The 18,154-nt window shown below is 49.0% G+C and carries 19 protein-coding genes; 17 read left to right on the top strand and 2 right to left on the bottom strand.

The features are described 5' to 3' along the window. From ACN084_RS04200 to ACN084_RS04155, 10 genes are all read left to right on the top strand, one after another. A complete protein-coding gene (locus ACN084_RS04200; RefSeq protein ID WP_419101476.1) occupies positions 1-366 on the top strand; it encodes a hypothetical protein in 366 nt (121 codons plus the stop codon). A 35-nt stretch (positions 367-401) separates the two neighbouring features. Further along, positions 402-656 (top strand): hypothetical protein, encoded by a 255-nt coding sequence (locus tag ACN084_RS04195; RefSeq protein WP_419101475.1) that lies wholly within the window; start codon positions 402-404, stop codon positions 654-656. Between the two features lie 94 nt (positions 657-750). Then, positions 751-1,542, top strand: coding sequence for a F0F1 ATP synthase subunit A (gene atpB, locus ACN084_RS04190; protein ID WP_419101474.1), 792 nt, complete (start codon positions 751-753; stop codon positions 1,540-1,542). A gap of 129 nt (positions 1,543-1,671) precedes the next feature. After that, the gene (gene atpE, locus ACN084_RS04185) at positions 1,672-1,881 is read left to right on the top strand and encodes an ATP synthase F0 subunit C (RefSeq protein WP_419101473.1); all 210 of its coding nucleotides are present in this window, start codon (positions 1,672-1,674) and stop codon (positions 1,879-1,881) included. Positions 1,882-1,929: 48 nt separating this feature from the next. Beyond that, positions 1,930-2,484, top strand: a complete 555-nt coding sequence (locus ACN084_RS04180; protein WP_419101472.1) for a F0F1 ATP synthase subunit B — start codon at positions 1,930-1,932, stop codon at positions 2,482-2,484. After that, positions 2,484-3,299 (top strand): F0F1 ATP synthase subunit delta, encoded by an 816-nt coding sequence (locus tag ACN084_RS04175; protein WP_419105986.1) that lies wholly within the window; start codon positions 2,484-2,486, stop codon positions 3,297-3,299. Before ACN084_RS04180 ends, ACN084_RS04175 begins: the two co-directional genes overlap by 1 nt. Positions 3,300-3,461: 162 nt before the next feature. Then, positions 3,462-5,087 (top strand): F0F1 ATP synthase subunit alpha, encoded by a 1,626-nt coding sequence (atpA, locus tag ACN084_RS04170; protein WP_419106038.1) that lies wholly within the window; start codon positions 3,462-3,464, stop codon positions 5,085-5,087. 79 nt (positions 5,088-5,166) lie between these two features. Beyond that, positions 5,167-6,099 (top strand): F0F1 ATP synthase subunit gamma, encoded by a 933-nt coding sequence (locus tag ACN084_RS04165; protein ID WP_419105985.1) that lies wholly within the window; start codon positions 5,167-5,169, stop codon positions 6,097-6,099. A 45-nt stretch (positions 6,100-6,144) separates the two neighbouring features. Next, positions 6,145-7,608 carry a F0F1 ATP synthase subunit beta gene (atpD, locus tag ACN084_RS04160; RefSeq protein ID WP_419101469.1) on the top strand — a complete coding sequence of 488 codons (1,464 nt, stop codon included), beginning with the start codon at positions 6,145-6,147 and terminating at the stop codon, positions 7,606-7,608. After that, entirely contained in the window at positions 7,608-7,868 is a 261-nt protein-coding gene (locus ACN084_RS04155; protein WP_419101468.1) for a F0F1 ATP synthase subunit epsilon, read from the top strand. Before atpD ends, ACN084_RS04155 begins: the two co-directional genes overlap by 1 nt. A 148-nt stretch (positions 7,869-8,016) precedes the next feature. Here the strand turns inward: ACN084_RS04155 and nucS are convergent, their stop codons facing one another. After that, positions 8,017-8,736, bottom strand: coding sequence for an endonuclease NucS (gene nucS / locus ACN084_RS04150; RefSeq protein WP_419105984.1), 720 nt, complete (start codon positions 8,734-8,736; stop codon positions 8,017-8,019). 92 nt (positions 8,737-8,828) lie between these two features. Between nucS and ACN084_RS04145 the strand changes: the two genes are divergently transcribed. Next, a complete protein-coding gene (locus ACN084_RS04145; protein WP_419101466.1) occupies positions 8,829-9,161 on the top strand; it encodes an ATP/GTP-binding protein in 333 nt (110 codons plus the stop codon). A 93-nt stretch (positions 9,162-9,254) separates the two neighbouring features. On the opposite strand, the gene ACN084_RS04140 is transcribed toward ACN084_RS04145, so the two are convergent. Next, on the bottom strand, positions 9,255-10,523 hold the full coding sequence (locus tag ACN084_RS04140; RefSeq protein ID WP_419105983.1) for an AI-2E family transporter: 1,269 nt from the start codon (positions 10,521-10,523) through the stop codon (positions 9,255-9,257). A gap of 161 nt (positions 10,524-10,684) precedes the next feature. Between ACN084_RS04140 and ACN084_RS04135 the strand changes: the two genes are divergently transcribed. The 6 genes from ACN084_RS04135 (at position 10,685) to ACN084_RS04110 (ending at position 18,135) form a co-directional block, all read left to right on the top strand. Next, positions 10,685-11,611: a tetratricopeptide repeat protein gene (locus tag ACN084_RS04135; RefSeq protein ID WP_419105982.1), complete on the top strand. Its 927-nt coding sequence runs from the start codon at positions 10,685-10,687 to the stop codon at positions 11,609-11,611. 179 nt (positions 11,612-11,790) lie between these two features. Further along, entirely contained in the window at positions 11,791-12,660 is an 870-nt protein-coding gene (locus ACN084_RS04130; RefSeq protein WP_419105981.1) for an ABC transporter ATP-binding protein, read from the top strand. Continuing rightward, entirely contained in the window at positions 12,636-14,231 is a 1,596-nt protein-coding gene (locus ACN084_RS04125; protein ID WP_419105980.1) for a hypothetical protein, read from the top strand. The genes ACN084_RS04130 and ACN084_RS04125 overlap by 25 nt, the downstream gene beginning before the upstream one ends. Before the next feature lie 60 nt (positions 14,232-14,291). Further along, positions 14,292-14,588 (top strand): DUF3039 domain-containing protein, encoded by a 297-nt coding sequence (locus ACN084_RS04120; RefSeq protein WP_419101461.1) that lies wholly within the window; start codon positions 14,292-14,294, stop codon positions 14,586-14,588. 178 nt (positions 14,589-14,766) lie between these two features. After that, on the top strand, positions 14,767-16,188 hold the full coding sequence (locus ACN084_RS04115) for a hypothetical protein (protein ID WP_419105979.1): 1,422 nt from the start codon (positions 14,767-14,769) through the stop codon (positions 16,186-16,188). 150 nt (positions 16,189-16,338) lie between these two features. After that, entirely contained in the window at positions 16,339-18,135 is a 1,797-nt protein-coding gene (locus ACN084_RS04110; RefSeq protein ID WP_419103896.1) for a DEAD/DEAH box helicase, read from the top strand. Positions 18,136-18,154 lie beyond the last annotated feature (19 nt).

Raw genomic sequence — 18,154 nt, 5'->3', positions numbered from 1 at the left:
GTGAGTAAAATTGTTATTCCAGTAACGATCACAGGTATTATGGTGGGAGCACTTATTCAAGGGCGCTGGGGTTTTCTAGCTTTTTTGGTAGGTAGTCTCATCGTTCATATATGGTTTAGCGTAGATGTTCTTGTGGCTCATCGTGCTGAACGTGTTTCGATGGCAAACGTGGCACGCCAAATGGTGGTGTGTTACGTCATTAAAGTAATGATTGGTGCAATGTTGCTACTGGTTGTTCCTTTGCCGCAAACGATGACGAATGGTTGGATGTTATCTGGCGCTTTGATGGTTACGTTGGTGTGGTTAGTGATGACAATGAAGAGCATTATGGCAATGCGCATTTTGTATTTTGCTGATCATGATTGAGGTAAATGTCGGAATAAGTGTGAAGGAAATGAAGAGTGAGTAAGGCACAGAATCCTTGGTGGCGTGGCGATAAAAAGCTTCGTACTACGGGAGAGCTTGTTGCAGGTGGCGGAATTGCTGGGGCAATCATGACTTTGCTCTATGTCATATTGGGTATTGCTATCTGGAGTTTGGTAGGCTTTGTGCTGGATCACTTTTTAGGAACTCGATGGTTAGTTTTTGCTGGTGCCTTGGTAGGTGCTTCCGGAGGGTTCTACCTCGTTTGGTATCACATGACGAACCGTGGCTAGCTACCTCATTGAGTCACACATTATTTTTCAATAACATAATTTATATGTACACGGTCATTTTGACTAAATACTTTGATGCAAGAAAGGACTTGCCTTGATCGTAAACGGGCTTGTTACCGCCGCGGGATATGTTCCTCCCACGGTTGAAGATACTCATCTTCCCGATATTTTCACGATTGGTTCGTTTGGTTTCGGCAAGCAGATGCTGCTGGTGATACTTTCCGTTGTCATCGTTGCAGCATTTTTTATGCATGCAGGTCGCAAGCGTGCGATGGTTCCTGGACGTGAACAATTCATTGCAGAGAGTGGTTATCTTTTTATTCGGAACTCTCTAGCAAAAGAACTCATCGGTGCTCAGGCATATAAGCCCTTTGTTCCTTTGCTTTTTACTGCTTTTTTCTTCATCTTAGTTAATAACCTGTTTGGTTCTATTCCTGGTATTCAGCTACCTCCGATGTCTCACGCCGGTGCAGCCTATGTGATGGCAGGCTTCGCATGGTTTACATGGGTTGGTGTAGGTATTAAGCGCAAGGGCTTTGGGGCTTTCTTTAAAGATCTCACCATGCCTTCTGGTGTTCCTCCCATTCTTTATATCATTCTTGTGCCGATTGAGTTCCTCTCAAATCTTCTGATTCGTCCTGTTACACACGCGCTTCGTCTTTTTGCGACGATGTTCGGTGGGCATATGGCAATTTTGGTTGCTGCTTCTTTGACTCAGTACCTCATTGTTGAGGTGGGGGGATTTGGTTCTCTTGCAGCTATCGGTTCTGGTGCTCTTGGTTTGTTCTTCTACTTCCTTGAATTGATGATTCAGTGCATTCAGGCGTACATCTTCACGTTGCTTCTAGCTGTCTATCTTCAGGGTTCAGTTTCAGAAGGACACTAAAAAAGTTTTCTCAAGTTCATCAAGAGCTTGAAGGATATAGCATCCCGTAACATGCGGGTAATCACCACATAATCAAAACTCTGCTCGTTGAAACAAGAACACAAACGAGCACTGTTGAAAGGAAACAACATGGCAATCGCAGGCTCCCTGAGTGTTATCGGCTACGGTCTTGCATCTATCGGTGGCGGTATTGGCGTTGGTCTAATCTTCGCTGCTTACATGACTAGCGTTGCTCGTCAGCCTGAGTCACAGCGCACTCTTCAGCCAATGCTCTTCATGGGCTTCGCTTTGGTTGAAGCACTTGCAGTTTTGGGTCTCATTCTCGCGTTCATTATGTAATAAAGGCTCACGCCTTATTCTCTAATCTATAGAACAGGAATTTTCCCTATGTCATATTTGATGGCTGCTGGAGAGGAGCACAGCGTTAGCCCTCTCTTCCCGAGCGTTTGGGAAATGGTCATTGTCTTCATCGGGTTCCTGATCCTCCTCCTCATCGTTACCAAATACGTTATCCCGATGTTCGAAGAGATCTATCAGGAACGTAAAGAGGCTATTGAGGGCGGTCTTGCTAAAGCTGAAAAAGCTCAGGCAGAAGCGGCCGCAGCACGCGAAGAGTACAACCAACAGCTTGAAAGCGCTCGTTTGGAAGCACAGAAGATTCGCGAAGAAGCTCGTACTGAGGGTGAAGCAATTCTTGCTGAGTTCAAAGAACGTGCAACTGTTGAGGCTCAGCGCATTACCGATAATGCACAGAAGACTATCGAAGCCGAACGTGTAGCTGCTCTAGTTTCTCTTCGCTCTGAGGTAGGAACTTTGGCAACATCTTTGGCTGGCAAAATTGTTGGCGAATCCCTTAACGATGATGAGCGATCAGCTCGTGTAGTAGATCGTTTTCTTGCTGACCTTGAAACCGAGCAGCAGAACGCAGGTGTAGCTCGGTAATGGCAGGAGTATCTACTGAATCACTGAAGAAGGTGGAAGCGGTTCTTACTGCACAGCGTGCAGTAAGTCCTGACTATCTTGCTAAAGAGCTGTTTGCTGTTGTTGACGTCTTAGACGCTGATGGCGGTCTGCGACGCGCTCTGACCGACCCTTCTCGTAGTGAACAAGCACGCGAAGGAATTGTTCAGAAAGTATTTCGCGGTAAGGTCTCAGAGTCAGCACTGAACGTTTTTGTAGCGGCTGCAACTGCACGTTGGTCTGCTGAACGTGATTTAGCTGATGCTCTCGAGCATGTGGCTGTTGATGCAACAGCTCAAGCTGCAGAGGTACGCGCAGGCGCCAACACTTTGGAGACGGTTCTTGATGAACTACTCACTTTCATCAACACTTTGAATTCTTCTGCACAAGCACAGATCGCTCTTACCGACGACCGTGCACTACCAGAAGCAAAGAAAAAACTTGCCCTCACTCTTGCTGGTTCTCCAGCAACAGCTGAAGGCCAGTTGTTGATTGAACGTGTGAGCGTCGCACCTCGCGGAATGACACCTGCACGTTTGGCAGAAAAATTCGTTGAAATTATCGTCAAACGTCAAAAACGCTCGGTTGCACGTGTTGTATCAGCCCGACCTCTAACCGACGCACACATCGAAAAGTTGCGCCGTGGGCTTTCACAAGCCTATGGACAAGAACTGAAGCTAGACATCACCGTTGATCCTCAGGTAATAGGTGGACTCAAGGTTCAAGTTGGAGACGAGATTCTTGACGGCACCGTCCAGTCACGTCTGAACGAGCTCAACCGCTCTATCGTTGCCTAAGACTACGGATTGCATACGCAATAGTGATTTAGCAGATACAGATGGAAGGTGCGTTTCTTCTCACCATGGTGGTTAGAAGAACGTGCCAACCGTAAAGCAAGTTTCGGTTTTCACCCACAACCTGTGGGGGAGAACCACACATTAGGAGAGCAGGGACAAAAGATGGCCGATTTGACCATCAACGCCGACGACGTCCGTAACGCGCTAAACGAGTTTGCAGCGTCTTACGAACCCGGCAAAGTAGAACGAGTAGAGGTGGGTCGAGTATCGTCAGCATCTGACGGTATCGCCCGCATTGAGGGTCTTCCCTCCGTCATGGCTAATGAGTTGCTTCGTTTTGAAGACGGCACTCTTGGCTTGGCGCAGAACCTAGACACCCGCGATATTGGTGCTATTATCCTTGGCGATTTCACCGGTATCGAAGAAGGACAAGAAGTACACCGCACCGGTGAAGTTCTTTCCGTACCCGTAGGCGACGCATACCTTGGTCGTGTTGTTGATCCTCTGGGTAACCCCATCGACGACATGGGACCTATCGAAGCTGAAGGTCGCCGTGCGCTAGAACTACAGGCACCTGGTGTTACCCAGCGTAAGTCTGTGCACGAACCATTGCAGACCGGTCTTAAGGCTATTGACGCAATGATTCCTATCGGTCGCGGACAGCGTCAGCTCATCATTGGTGACCGCCAGACCGGTAAGACCGCTATCGCCGTCGACACCATTTTGAACCAGAAAGCTAACTGGGAATCTGGCGATCCTCAAAAGCAGGTTCGTTGTATCTATGTAGCTGTCGGTCAGAAAGCATCGACTATCGCTGCAGTACGTAGCACCCTTGAAGCACGCGGCGCTTTGGAATATACCACGATCGTTGCTTCTCCTGCATCTGATGCAGCAGGCTTCAAGTACCTAGCACCTTACACCGGTTCTGCTATTGGTCAGCACTGGATGTACGGTGGCAAGCACGTTTTGATTATCTTTGACGACTTGTCAAAGCAGGCAGAAGCATACCGTTCTGTTTCCTTGCTTCTACGCCGCCCACCAGGACGTGAAGCATACCCCGGCGACGTCTTCTACTTGCACTCTCGTTTGCTCGAGCGTTGCGCAAAGCTCTCTGACGAGCTAGGCGCTGGTTCGATGACTGGTTTCCCCATCATCGAAACCAAAGCAAATGACGTCTCCGCGTTCATTCCTACGAACGTTATTTCCATTACCGACGGACAGATCTTCTTGCAGTCTGACCTCTTCAACGCAAACCAGCGTCCTGCAGTTGACGTAGGTATCTCGGTTTCTCGTGTGGGTGGTGCCGCACAGACCAAGGCCATGAAGAAAGTCTCCGGTACTCTCAAACTCGACCTTGCACAGTTCCGCGCAATGGAAGCTTTCGCAATGTTCGCTTCTGACTTGGACGATGCGTCCAAACAGCAGCTCACTCGCGGTGCTCGTTTGACGGAGCTTTTGCGTCAGCCTCAGTACACCCCGTACGCGGTTGAAGAGCAGGTTGTTTCTATCTGGGCAGGTACGAACGGATACCTTGATGACGTTGAGGTCTCTGACGTACTCCGTTTTGAGAAAGAGTTCATCGACTACCTCCGTCGTTCCACTGGCGTCTTGACCGCTATTAGCGAGTCCGGAAAGCTTGAAGACGGCACTGTAGCTGCATTGAAGAATGCGGTTGCTGAGGTCAAGCGTAACTTTTCCTCTGAAGGTACTAGCCACCTCGTAGACGCTGGTCATGAGGAGCATAAGCCAGTATCTGATGCGGACGTATCTCAGGAAACCATCGGTTAGCGATAATCCTGATGTGGTTGTGCTGTTCTGAGCCTAACAGCGTAGAACAGCACAACTGTTAGGACTGAAAGGAAGCTCTATGGGAGCCCAAATTAGGGTTTACCGCCAGAAGATTAATTCGACGTCGTCGATGAAAAAAATCTTCAAGGCGATGGAGATGATCGCGACCTCTCGTATCAATAAGGCACGTAAGAGCGCAGATGCTGCAAGCCCTTATGCTGCTGCTTTGACAAAGGCTGTTACTGCTATTGCTACTCAGCACCCCATTCAACACCCGTTGTTGACTGATACGTCTGTTAAGCATCGTCGTTCAGCTATTTTGGTGATGACGAGTGACCGTGGCTTAGCTGGATCATACTCTTCATCCGTTTTGAAAAAAGCGGAGGGTCTGATTGAGAAGTTGCGTAGCGAAGGTCGCGAGGTTCAGCTTTACCTTGTTGGCCGTAAAGCAAAATCATATTTTGAATTCCGTGAACGCCCGTATGAGCGTGCATGGGAGGGTAACACTGATAACCCTAACGTCGAAATGGCTGTTGAAATGCGTGAAGCTTTGCTTGATGCATATTCACGTCCTTTTGAAGAGGGCGGCGTCGATGAATTGCATATCGTGTACACCGAATTTTTGTCGATGGTAACTCAGGAAACAAAGATTCTTCGTCTACTACCGATTGCTGTTAAAGAAGCACGTCGTATGGGTGAAGAAATTGTTCCAGGTGTTCGCCTTGATGAAGAGCAATTTGAACAGGATGCTATGTTCGAGTTTGAACCTAGCCCTCAGGAAGTGCTGGACGCGTTGATGCCTCGTTATGTGGCGTCTCGTCTGTACGCCTGCTTATTGCAAGCTGCTGCTAGTGAACTTGCTTCTCGCCAGCGTGCGATGAAGTCTGCTGGTGATAACGCAGATGAACTTGTCAAGAAGTACACTCGTTTGATGAACAACGCTCGTCAGGCTGAGATTACTAACGAGATTTCTGAGATTGTCGGTGGCGCTGACGCCCTCGCCGCATCTTAGCAGAAGACCAACCAATAACTTTCTCTTATTAGGTAAGTGAGAACTATGACCTCCACTGTAAATGAATCGGCAGCTACGCCGACTCAGGGCGCTACTGGCCGCATCGTGCGCGTCATCGGCCCTGTTGTCGACGTTGAGTTTCCTGCCGGTCAGGTACCGGATATTTACAATGCGCTCACCGCTGATTTAACTCTCGGTGGCACTACTACTACGATTACTTTCGAGACCGCTCAGCACTTGGGCGACTCTATTATCCGCGCAATTTCTTTGAAGCAGACCGACGGTTTGGTGCGTGGACAGGCTGTTGTTGACACTGGAGCACCTATTTCTGTTCCTGTGGGTGACGGTGTGAAAGGACACATCTTCAACGTTCTCGGTGACGCTCTTGACGTCGATAACTCCGAGATTAAGGCTGACACTTACTGGCCTATTCACCGTACTGCTCCTGGCTTCGCAGAACTTGAAGGTTCTACCGAAATGCTTGAGACCGGTATTAAGTCCATTGACTTGCTGACCCCTTATATTAAGGGCGGTAAGATTGGTCTGTTCGGTGGTGCGGGCGTTGGTAAGACCGTTTTGATTCAGGAAATGATTACCCGTGTGGCTCGTAACTTCGGTGGTACTTCTGTATTCACCGGTGTGGGTGAGCGTACTCGTGAGGGTAACGACCTCTGGGTTGAGATGGAAGAAGCCGGCGTTCTTAAAGACACCGCGCTTGTGTTCGGTCAGATGGATGAGCCTCCGGGAACTCGTCTTCGTGTGGCTTTGACTGGTTTGACCATGGCGGAATACTTCCGCGATGTGAAGAATCAGGACGTTCTGCTCTTCATCGACAACATCTTCCGTTTCACTCAGGCAGGTTCTGAGGTATCCACCCTTCTCGGTCGTATGCCTTCTGCTGTGGGTTACCAGCCTAACCTTGCTGATGAGATGGGCTTGTTGCAGGAGCGTATTACCTCAACTCGTGGTCACTCTATTACCTCTATGCAGGCTATTTATGTTCCTGCGGATGACTACACTGACCCTGCTCCAGCGACAACCTTCGCTCACTTGGATGCAACAACTGAGCTTTCTCGTGAGATTGCTTCTCGTGGTCTGTACCCTGCTATTGACCCGCTTTCTTCAACCTCACGTATTTTGGATCCGCAGTACATCGGTAACGAACACTACGATACTGCTATCCGTGTGAAGGCTATTCTTCAGGAGAACAAGGAACTTCAGGACATCATCGCGATTCTTGGTGTGGACGAACTTTCTGAAGAGCAGAAGGTTGTTGTTTCTCGTGCACGCCGTATTGAGCAGTTCCTCTCTCAGAACACTTACACTGCGAAGCAGTTTACTGGTGTTGAGGGTTCAACTGTTCCTTTGAAGGACACCATTGAGTCCTTCCAGATGATTTGCAACGGCGATGTAGACCACATCCCTGAGCAGGCGTTCTACAACATTGGTGGTATGGACGATGTCTTCCGCCGCTACGAGGAAATCAAGGCACAGACTGGAGCCAAGTAATGACGGCACTAAAAGTCGAGGTTGTATCTCGTGAACACCGTGTGTGGGAGGGCGAGGCGAAATATGTTCGTGCTCGCACTGTCACCGGTGATTTGGGTATCCTTCCGGGGCATATCCCGACGTGTGTTCTTCTTGCTGAAGATGGTGAGCTGTACATTGAGCCGGTTTCTGGTGAGCCGATGACGACCACTCTTCAAGAGGGGTTTTTGACGGTTTCTAATGACCGCGTCACTATTGCTGCTAAGCACGCGAAGGTCTAAATAAACCTCATATGAGAAGAGGTGTTTGTTTCTTCTCCTTCTGTTCAGAAGGGTGAAGAAGCAAACACCTCTTGTTTTTAATGGTGGTGCTCTAACACTGTGAGTCTAAGAGCATGATGAATTTTTATATGGTGTTATATTTTGGGGTTTAGAAGAGTCGGTTTTCTGATTGGTCTACTCCGCGCATGGCGTCGTAGTCGAGGCTGATACAGCGGATACCGCGGTCTTCTGCGAGGGTTCTCGCTTGCGGTTTGATGCGTTGAGCTGCGAATACACCTTTGACGGGGGCAAGTAGCGGGTCACGATTGAGTAGTTCGAGGTATCGGGTGAGCTGTTCAACACCGTCGATGTCGCCTACACGTTTGAGTTCTACGGCAATGGATGCGCCGTTGGCGTCTCGTGCCATGATGTCAACAGGGCCGATAGCGGTGGGGTATTCTCTGCGGACGAGAGTATATCCGGCACCGAGGGTTTCGATTTGTTCGGCAAGGAGGCGTTGTAGATCGGATTCGACGCCGTCTTTGACGAGTCCGGGGTCGATGCCGAGGTCGTGGGAGAGTTCTCCGATGACCTCGTAGATTTTGATGAGAAGACGGTCGTCGCTTTTGGCTGCTTGTACCGTCCATAATTGTTGTATTTCGGGGTCTGCCAGTTCGGTGAATTGGCTGCTTTGGGTGAGTTTTTCTCCCTCTAGGACGTGCATATTGACCGGTGGGTTCATCCAGTTCAGGGGCTTATAGGAGCCTCCGTCGGAGTGGATGAGTACCGAGCCGTCATTTTTGAGCATGAGTAGGCGTGTGGCACGGGGGAGGTGGGCACGTAATCTGCCCTCATAATCTACGGAACATTCTGCTATAACAAGTCGCACGCACATAACTCTAACAGTTTGTGTGGGCGCTGGGTGTCGATTCTGTGGGCGTGTATTTGAGTGTGAGCCGGATATGTACGATAGTAGTATTTATGTCCCGCAATTCTTCTCGTCGCCGTAATGGCAATTCTGGCCGTGCTCCTAGTAAGTGGCAGCGTGCCGCTGTTTCTTCTGGCCGTGATATTTCGAGGATTCTTGATCCGTCTCCGACGGTTGAGGTCGCTTCAGATGGTCACTGGTATGTGCAGTATATGCCTGCGGTAAATGCTCGCAAGAATTATATTTGTCCTGAATGTGGGCGAACTATTAGCCCCGGTGTTGCACATTTGGTGGTGTGGCAAGAAAATCATCTTTTTGGTAAGGCTCAGGCTATTGCTGAGCGTCGGCATTGGCATCAGCGGTGTTGGCAGACTCGTCGCCGTTGATATTTTAGGTGTAATCCTGCAATAGAACGGGGTGTGGGGTATGAAGAATCGTTCTTCATACCCCACACCCCGTTGTATTGGTGTTATACGGTTTTAGTTTTTGTCTTGTCTCGGTACGAGTATTTCTTGAACGAGGATGAGACAAGACGCCGCAACAGGGATGCCGATGAGTGCACCGAGTACGCTCCAGAGGCTTCCGCCTGCAGCCACTGCAATGATGGCGATACCGCCGGGGACTGCAACAGCTTTAGACATGATGCGCGGTGAGATGAAGTACGCTTCAACTTGTAGGTAGATGAAGTAGCAGATAGCGAATGCTAGAGAGACTTGCCATCCAGCGGTGAGCGAGAATACGGAGACGATAATTCCTGCGGAGACTCCACCAATAAGGGGGATAAAGGCAAGGATGACGACGATGAGTGAGAAAAGCTCGGGGAAAGGAACCCCTACGATGAGCATGACGGTTAGCGCAAAAGTGCCGTTGAGTAAGGCTACGGCTGCTTGCCCGAGAACATAGTTACCAACGGATTCGGTGATTTTGTCGGTGAGTTTGCTGACGGTTTCACGTTTTGAGGCGGGAGTGAGTCGAACAAACCATGCTTTCATCAGGGGTAGTGATGAGAGGAAGTAGAGGCTCAAGAAGAGCACAATAATTGTTCCGGTAAGAATGTTGGCAACGGTTGAGCCAGCGTTGACGAGGGTGTTGAAGAAGGAACTGACAACGTTGGAGTCTGAGGTGAGTCCTTGGAATGTTTTTGATACTTCGTTTGTGACCCAGTTACGTATACCAAATTTTTCGTCGATGGAGGTGAAAAATGGTGAGTTGAGGAAGTCTGCGAAGTCGTTGGGGAAAGAATTGACGAATTGGATGGTCTGTCGCGCAATTTTTGGGACGACCCATGAGATGAGTCCGACAACGATGAGGGCGAAGGTGACGACGACGGCGGGTACGGCGGCTGCACGTGGAAGGCCGAGACTTTCTAGCTTGCGTACGGCGGGGTCGAGTCCGAGGGCGATAAAGAGCGCCCCAACAATCCAGCCGGCGAGTGGACCGATATTGGTGAGGAAGTAGAGTGCTAGTAGTGCTGCACCGACACCGACGGTTAGGAGGAAGCCGACACGAACAGGGTTAGCGATAGCGATAGCGGGCGCTTCGAAGGTGTTGGGTGAAGAGTCGGTTTCTTCTGCCGTGTTTTCGATGGTGTCGATGCTAGTTTCTTCTGTTAACGTTTCGGGTTCTTCTGGTGGTTCAAAGCGTGGGCGAGGTTGTGGGCTGGGTAAGCCTACGCATTTATTTTTGCATTGGTTGAGTTTTTCTTTGAGATGTTTGAAAGTTTTCTCGACTGCAGATTCTTTGGTCATAATTTTTTTATTTTCATCTTGATATACGGTGTATCTGAGACAACTTTATACCTTATTCCTGAGAGTAGGATTCAGCCGACGGCTAGAAACACTGCTTTATGACGAGAAAAAACGGTAGATTTTAGATAACGCAACATTCTTTTATTTGTAGGAGGTAAGCTGTGGCTTCTTCTCATGAACCTTTTATTCCGTCCTCGGTACGTCGTGCACCTGACTTATCTCAGTTGGCTCAGCAACCGGCTTCTGCTGAGTCTTCTGCACCTGCTGGTGATACTGCGGTGAGTTACCGGTATGAGGTTACCAGTGGCGAGGATTTTCAGAAGTATGTTCAGATGTCTTCGCAAGGTGCTGTTATTTTTGTGCTGTGGTCTGCACAGTCTGCCGCTTCGGAGCAGACGTTGCGTGCCGTTGAGGAGGTTGTAAATTCTGCTGGCGGTAATTTGTTGTTGGCGTCGGTGGATGTGGGTGCTCACCCTGAGATTGCTCAGGCGTTTCAGGTGCAGAGCGTTCCGGCAGGTGTAGCAGTTCTTGCGGGGCGTCCGGCACCTTTGTTTAACGCTCCGATTGATACCGCGCAGGCGACAGAGCTGTTACAACAGGTTCTTCAGATTGCTGCAGAGCACCAGTTACCGGGTGGTTTCGCTCCTTCGGCGGGTGAGGTTGCCGAGAAGCCTTTACCTCCGTTACATCAAGAGGCGTTAGATGCTATTGATCGTGGTGATTATGCTTCTGCTCAGCAAGCGTATCAGCGTGCTTTAGCCGAGAACCCAGGGGATAAGGACGCTAAGCTGGGGTTGTCTCAGGTGAATCTGCTATCGCGGGTGTCTGCTTATGATACGGTGCAGGTGCGTGCTCAGGCGGCGCAAGAGCCGTTGAATGTTGATGCGGCGTTGGCTGTTGCTGACCTTGATATTTCGGGTGGGCATGTTGAGGATGCGTTTAACCGTCTTATTAACGTGTTTAAACAGGTGGATGCCTCTGCTCAGAACACGGTGCGTGAGCGTCTGGTAGAGCTTTTTGATGTGGTTGGTTCTGCTGATCCTCGTGTGGTTAAAGCGCGCACTGCTTTAATGACCGCCCTCTTCTAAAAGAGAGCGCCACACACCGCCTAACCGCTTGCACTGGTATGGTGTTGGGCACATAGTATAAGCGACGAATATTTGCTGTGGTTGACAAGAACACCTAGACTGTGAACCACAGCATTTATTATTTTAACTGTTAGATGATGTGCCGAAATAGTATGCGCTCGCAACGAGAGGAACGCTTCATGACAGATCAGATTCCGTGGAATACACCTTCTCAACCAGACACCGAAGAACGCGACCTTGCCCAAGTGAGTGAACAGATTCCAACACCAGAGCATTCTGCTCCGTCACAGTCCATGGCGTTGAGCTTACGCCATCTGGTCAAAGAATACCGAGACAAGGTGGCTGTAGACGGTATTAATCTGGACGTTCCTCGTGGCTCTTTCTTTGGGCTGGTGGGACGTAACGGTGCTGGTAAAACGACCACTCTGAACATGGCAACAGGGTTGTTGCGTCCTACCGCTGGAACAGCGCATATTGGCACAATAAACATTTGGGAAGACCCTATTGCCGCTAAAAAGCAGGTGGGTGTTCTTCCTGATGGTGTGCGTCTTTTTGATAAGCTCACCGGCGAACAACTTTTATATTATGCGGGCATGCTACATGGGTTAGACCGTCAGACGGTTAAAGAACGTAGTGCCGACCTGTTGAACGTCCTTGAAATGGGTGATGCTGGTGGGCGTCGCGTATGCGATTATTCTGCTGGTATGACAAAGAAAATTGGGTTAGGGTGCGCGCTGATTCACGCCCCTTCACTTCTGATTCTTGATGAGCCGTTTGAGGCGGTAGACCCTGTTTCTGCGTCGAACATTCAGGATATTTTGCGCGGGTATATCCAATCGGGTGGAACGATTGTGCTCTCGTCACATGTGATGGATTTGGTGGGTCGCCTATGCGACCATGTGGCAGTGATGAACGAGGGACGTATCGTTGCCTCTGGCACGTTAGATGATGTGTGTGCTGGCAAGACTTTAGAAGAGCGGTTCATTGAACTAGTTGGTGGACGTGTTGTTTCGGAGGGAATCTCATGGTTAAAGTCCTCCTCAAACTAAAATGGGCAGATTTTCTTGCCTCTTTTAAACGTAATACGTGGGCTATCGTTGGCACCGTTATTGCCTTGCTCTATGGGTCTGGTCTTCTTGCCTTATGGGCTTTTGCGTCACTGACAGCCGGCACAGAATCACCCCAACAGCAGATATGGGCGCTGTGCTTTGGTGTGGTGTTTAGCCTTATCTGGCTGGTGGTGCCCTTGTTCTTTGCATGGGTTGATAATGCGCTTGACCTCGATAAGCTTGCCCCGTACCCGTTGTCGGCACGAGATATTCAATGGGCGCAACTGTGGGGCAACCTCATAGGTGTTCCCGGCTTTTTAACGGCTCTTGCCACGCTCGTAACTGCTGGTGCTTTCATTCATCAGCCGTTAGTGTTGGTCAGCTATATTTTGTGTGCTCCGGTGGGGCTACTGTTGATGATGATGATTTCTCGCCTGATTAATATGGTGGGTCAGCGTATTTACCAGAATCGTATGCTGCGTAACGTGATGTCGGTAGTCACGGTTATTCTGATGATTTGTTTAGTCCCGTTTCTTATGCTGATTGCTGGTGCTGTGGCGTCTATCTGGGATTATCTTCCGACCATTTTTAACATTTTGGCGTGGAGCCCGCTGGGCGTTATATGGGCTGTTCCTGGTGATGTTCTTGACGGCGCATGGGGGATAGCTGCCGGTCGTTGTGCTCTGACTGCTGTGTATGTTGTGGCTGGTTGGACGCTGTGGAATAAGTTACTCACCCATGAGATGGAATATTTGGGTGCTTCAACAGCGCAAACCGGTACGCGCACTAAAGAAGCAGGTAATATCGGTATTTTTGCGCATTTTCCAGCTCATGCACGTTGGGCTGTTGCTGCTCGCACCATACATTCTTTCTTCACCGATTCTCGCATGAGTGCATTTTTGGTGATTCCGCCTGCATTCTATGTGTTGATGACTTTTGGTGAAGCGTTCTCAGCTTCTGCCGGCAGGGATAGTGGCGCTTTTTCTGATATTGGGCCATTGTTTATTACGTTGATGATAGGCTCTACGTTCTATTATTTGGTGGCGTATGATGATTCTGCATTGGCCACGCATCTTATTTCTCCACTGAGCGGAAAAGATGACCGCTGGGGCCGTTTCTATGGTTTGAGCGTTCTCTTCTTACCGATTCTGCTCTTCTGTTTAACATTTTTCTTATGGTATCGTGGCGCTAGTTTTGTGGAGTTCTTTGCTCTTGCTGGTGGTTCTGTTGGTGCTTTTTGTACGGCTGCTGCTATTAGCTCATTATTTGATGTGACGTTGCCGCCGCCGACTCCGCCACCTGGTTCTGGTCCGTTCAAAACACCGCAGAATACGGGTGGTGCTGGTTTGGTTCTGGCACGTTTAGGTGTCTCGTTATTGACTTTTGCGGCGCTGATACCAACCTTTGTGCTGTACGGTGTCTACTTGTTAACGGGGCAGGAGGTATGGGCATGGTGCACGGGCGCAGTGTCACTGGTGTATGGTGCGCTATGCGTGTGGTGTGTGATGAGTGTGAGCGCTCGCCGGTATGAGCGTCATGCTCCTGAGTGTTTTGCTCAGTTGAAGCGGTAACATACTTTTCTTTTGTGTAGTATGTGGTTATTGATGTATTGCTGTTTGTGAGGAGGAGAGATGTCTTCTATTCCTGGAGTTGAAGATCCTTTTGCGCCGGATACGCGTGGTGGCACTGCGTTGTTGGAGCGTGAGCTGACGGAGACTGTTGAGCCGGGTGACCATGAGCGTTTTAGCCATTATGTGCGTAAAGAGAAGATTATGGAGTCTGCTCTGACGGGTAATCCTGTGCGTGCGTTGTGCGGTAAGGTGTGGACTCCGGGGCGTGACCCTGAGAAGTTTCCGGTGTGCCCGCAGTGTCAGGAAATTTATGATGGTTTGCGTCCGGGTAAGGACGATGGCGACGGCGAGAATTAGCTGAAGCTGTGAGGTGACCCTATCTAGCTATGTGGCTGGGTAGGGTCATTTTTGTGTGTGCGCTTTTGTGACGAAGTGTAGGTGCTAAAAATTTTAGTTCAGCTTATAATAAGGCTGGTTAGGTGGAGGCGGTGCGTTCTCTGTACTCTTGTAATATTTGATGGTTAAAGGTTCTAGTATGAGTAAGACTGATGTGCAATACAAACAATATCGCTGGTGGATAGGTGGTCTAGCACTATTTAGTGTAGTCGATCTTTTTATAATTCTTTTTCTTTCGGGTAATTGTTTAAAAGGTTTAGATAAAGATATCCATTTAGTGTTGTATCTTTTGTTTTATTTTTTCAATGTTATATTTCTTGTTTTCTTAAGAGAATTATCAATCCATATGATTGAAGATGGTGAAATAAATAATAAATTTAATCTTTCTATTGCTAAGAGGCTCCTCTTTGTTTCTCTTATTAAGATAATACCTGTTATTTCTAGATGTAAATCAAAGAAGTATAAGTTCTCACGCGGTTTAGAACAATATTGTGCTGAAGATTACATGGAAGAAACTTCTGTGAAAATCAGAGAGGTCAAGAGAAGGAATCACAGGCTACTCCTTAATGATTTGGAGCTTAAATATGTTGGATATAGGAGGCGTACGGCTTCTTGTGTTGTAAATATAAAAAGTATTTTTATGTTTTTAAATAACGTGTTTATGCTGATATCGCGTGCATGGTTAGTAATGGCAATATTGACGTTTGTAATATTCTTATTATTGACACTGTTGATGACTGAAGGTAATGTGCTTATTGTCTTTATGTTGTATATGCAAGATTCCATTAATGAAGGCAATGAATGGTATACCTATATTTTTATAGTCTCTGGAATGTTATTCTTTGCACTTATTTTTCTTGCTGTTCCTAGAATTCTTGTATTTGGAAAAGTAATTCTATTAGTATTAGTTTCTAGTATTTTTATAGCTAATAACTATTTTGTTGACCTGTATGATAAATTAAAATATAATGGTTTTTTTATTATTATATTAATATTGAGTGTCACCTTTTTGTTAAATATCTTTAGGAGGGAACGCAAGGAACGGCATCCATTAGAGAATTTATTTTCCTCGTACATTTATGTTCTTATGTCTGGATTTGCGGCTTCTTATTCTGCTCAAGTGGGAATTTTATTGTCTAAGTCGCCAGTGTCAAAATCAATACACTTGCTAACGTCAGATCCAGTATTGGTAGATCCAAAACCAACATTATTTCTAGCGTCAACGACTCCGTCGAAAACGCAAATATATAGTGCTTACAATGGGGGATGGCTCTCTCTGGTGCAAGATTCAGCTGTGGAAGTTTTCCATGGCTATGTGAACAATCCTTGGCTACTCTTTAGTAGTTTTGTAATGTTGTTTATTGTATGGTATTTAATGTATCAGATATTTCTATTGTTTCCTGGTGCTTCTTATTATGAAAATAAAGAAAAGGAAAATGCTAAGAGATGTTATGAGATATTAAACTCTCCTGAATTTAATAAACGGTATGTGCAAGACGTGCAAGTAAAAAATTCTGGGAAATCATTCTTGGCGAAGATAAAACAACTGATAAGAAAATAACTCTATCTAAGAAGAGTGTTCCTCCTGTCTTGTGATGTACGTGAACTCGTGCGCAAGTAGAGAAAACAAGCCAAGCGCACTAAACTCAACAGAGCACCCACGCACACAAAGCACACGGGCGCCACCACAAACACAGGGGGAGAGAACACCATGAGCGAAAACAACGAACAAGAATCACTATTCGACGCACATAACACACCCAACACCGAACTCTCACCCGCATACCCCAACCGTGCAGCATGGGGCACCGCCACCAAACTACGCGCATGGCAGGCAGAAGCCATGAACAAATACTTCAGCGAAAACCCGCGCGACTTCATGGCAGTAGCAACCCCCGGCGCAGGTAAAACCACCTTCGCACTCACCGTCGCCAAAGAACTCTTCAACCGCGGAGTCATCAACCGGCTCACCGTCGTCGCCCCCACAGACCACCTCAAAAAACAATGGGCAGACGCCGCCGCAAAAGTACACATCGCCATCGACCCCAACTACAAAAACTCCGACGGCTCACACGGCGAAGAATACCAAGGCGTAGCACTCACCTACTCACAAGTAGCACACAAACCCCTACTACACCGTGCCCGCACCGAAAACGGGCGCACCCTCGTCATCATGGACGAAATCCACCACGCCGGCGACGCCCTCTCATGGGGAGACGGGCTACGCGAAGCATTCGAACCCGCCACACGCCGACTCGCCCTCACCGGCACACCCTTCCGCTCTGACGACTCACCCATCCCATTCGTCCGCTACGAAGAAGACCAAGACGGCATACGACGCTCCGCATCCGACTACTCCTACGGATACGGCCCAGCACTCAAAGACCACGTCGTGCGCCCCGTCATCTTCATGGCATACTCCGGCAAAATGCAATGGCGCACCTCCGCCGGCGAAGAAATGGCGGCACAACTCGGTGAAGGCTTCACCAAAGACGTCACCGCACAAGCATGGCGCACCGCACTCGACCCACAAGGGCAATGGATACCCACCGTGCTCACCGCCGCCGACAAACGCCTCACCGAAGTACGCCGAACCGTACCCGACGCCGGCGGACTCGTCATCGCCACAGACCACCAAGACGCACGCGCCTACGCCGAAAAACTCCACGCCATCACCGGCGAAAAACCCACCGTCGTACTCTCCGACGACAAAACCGCATCCGAAAAAATTGACCAATTCTCCGCCGGAAACCAACGCTGGATGGTCGCCGTGCGCATGGTATCCGAAGGCGTCGACGTACCCCGCCTCGCCGTCGGTGTTTACGCAACATCAACCAGCACCCCGCTCTTCTTCGCACAAGCCGTCGGACGTTTTGTGCGTGCACGCAAACGAGGAGAAACCGCCTCGGTGTTCCTCCCATCAGTACCGCAACTGATGATTCTCGCCAACGAAATGGAAACCGAACGAGACCACGCACTCGACAGAAAAACCGCAAACACACCCGCCGACCCGCTCAACGAAGGACTCGACGACCACCTCATCGACGAAGCCAACCGTGAAGACCGCGCCAGCGAACAACTCACCCGCGGAAAATTTGAGGCACTCGGCTCTGAAGCGTCTTTTCATGGGGTGCTCTACGACGGCGCAGAATACAGCACCGGCGGTGTAGCACTCGGCTCCGAAGAAGAACAAGACTTCCTCGGCATCCCCGGGCTACTAGACGCCGAACAAGTCAGTACGCTACTTCAAGCACGCCAAAAAGAACACGCTGCACGTAAACCACAAGGCAGCACACCCACCGTGGTTGATCACCGGCAGCTCAAAAACCTCAGAAATCAGTTAGCGAAGAATGTTTCTGCCTACGCTATTCGTTCTGGAAAAGCGCACGGGGTGATTCATAACGAGTTGCGTCGCGCCTGTGGCGGGCCAGCGGTTGCGCAGGCAACTGCCGACCAAATTAGGGCACGCATCGATAAGCTGGCTGACTGGTTTATTGGAAGAAAATAACAACACACACTAGGCGGGT

The sequence above is a fragment of the Rothia sp. P7208 genome (genome assembly GCF_048512915.1).
Lineage (GTDB): Bacteria > Actinomycetota > Actinomycetes > Actinomycetales > Micrococcaceae > Rothia.
The sequence above is the reverse complement of the archived record's forward strand: the minus strand, read 5'-3'. Positions and strand labels throughout refer to the sequence as shown.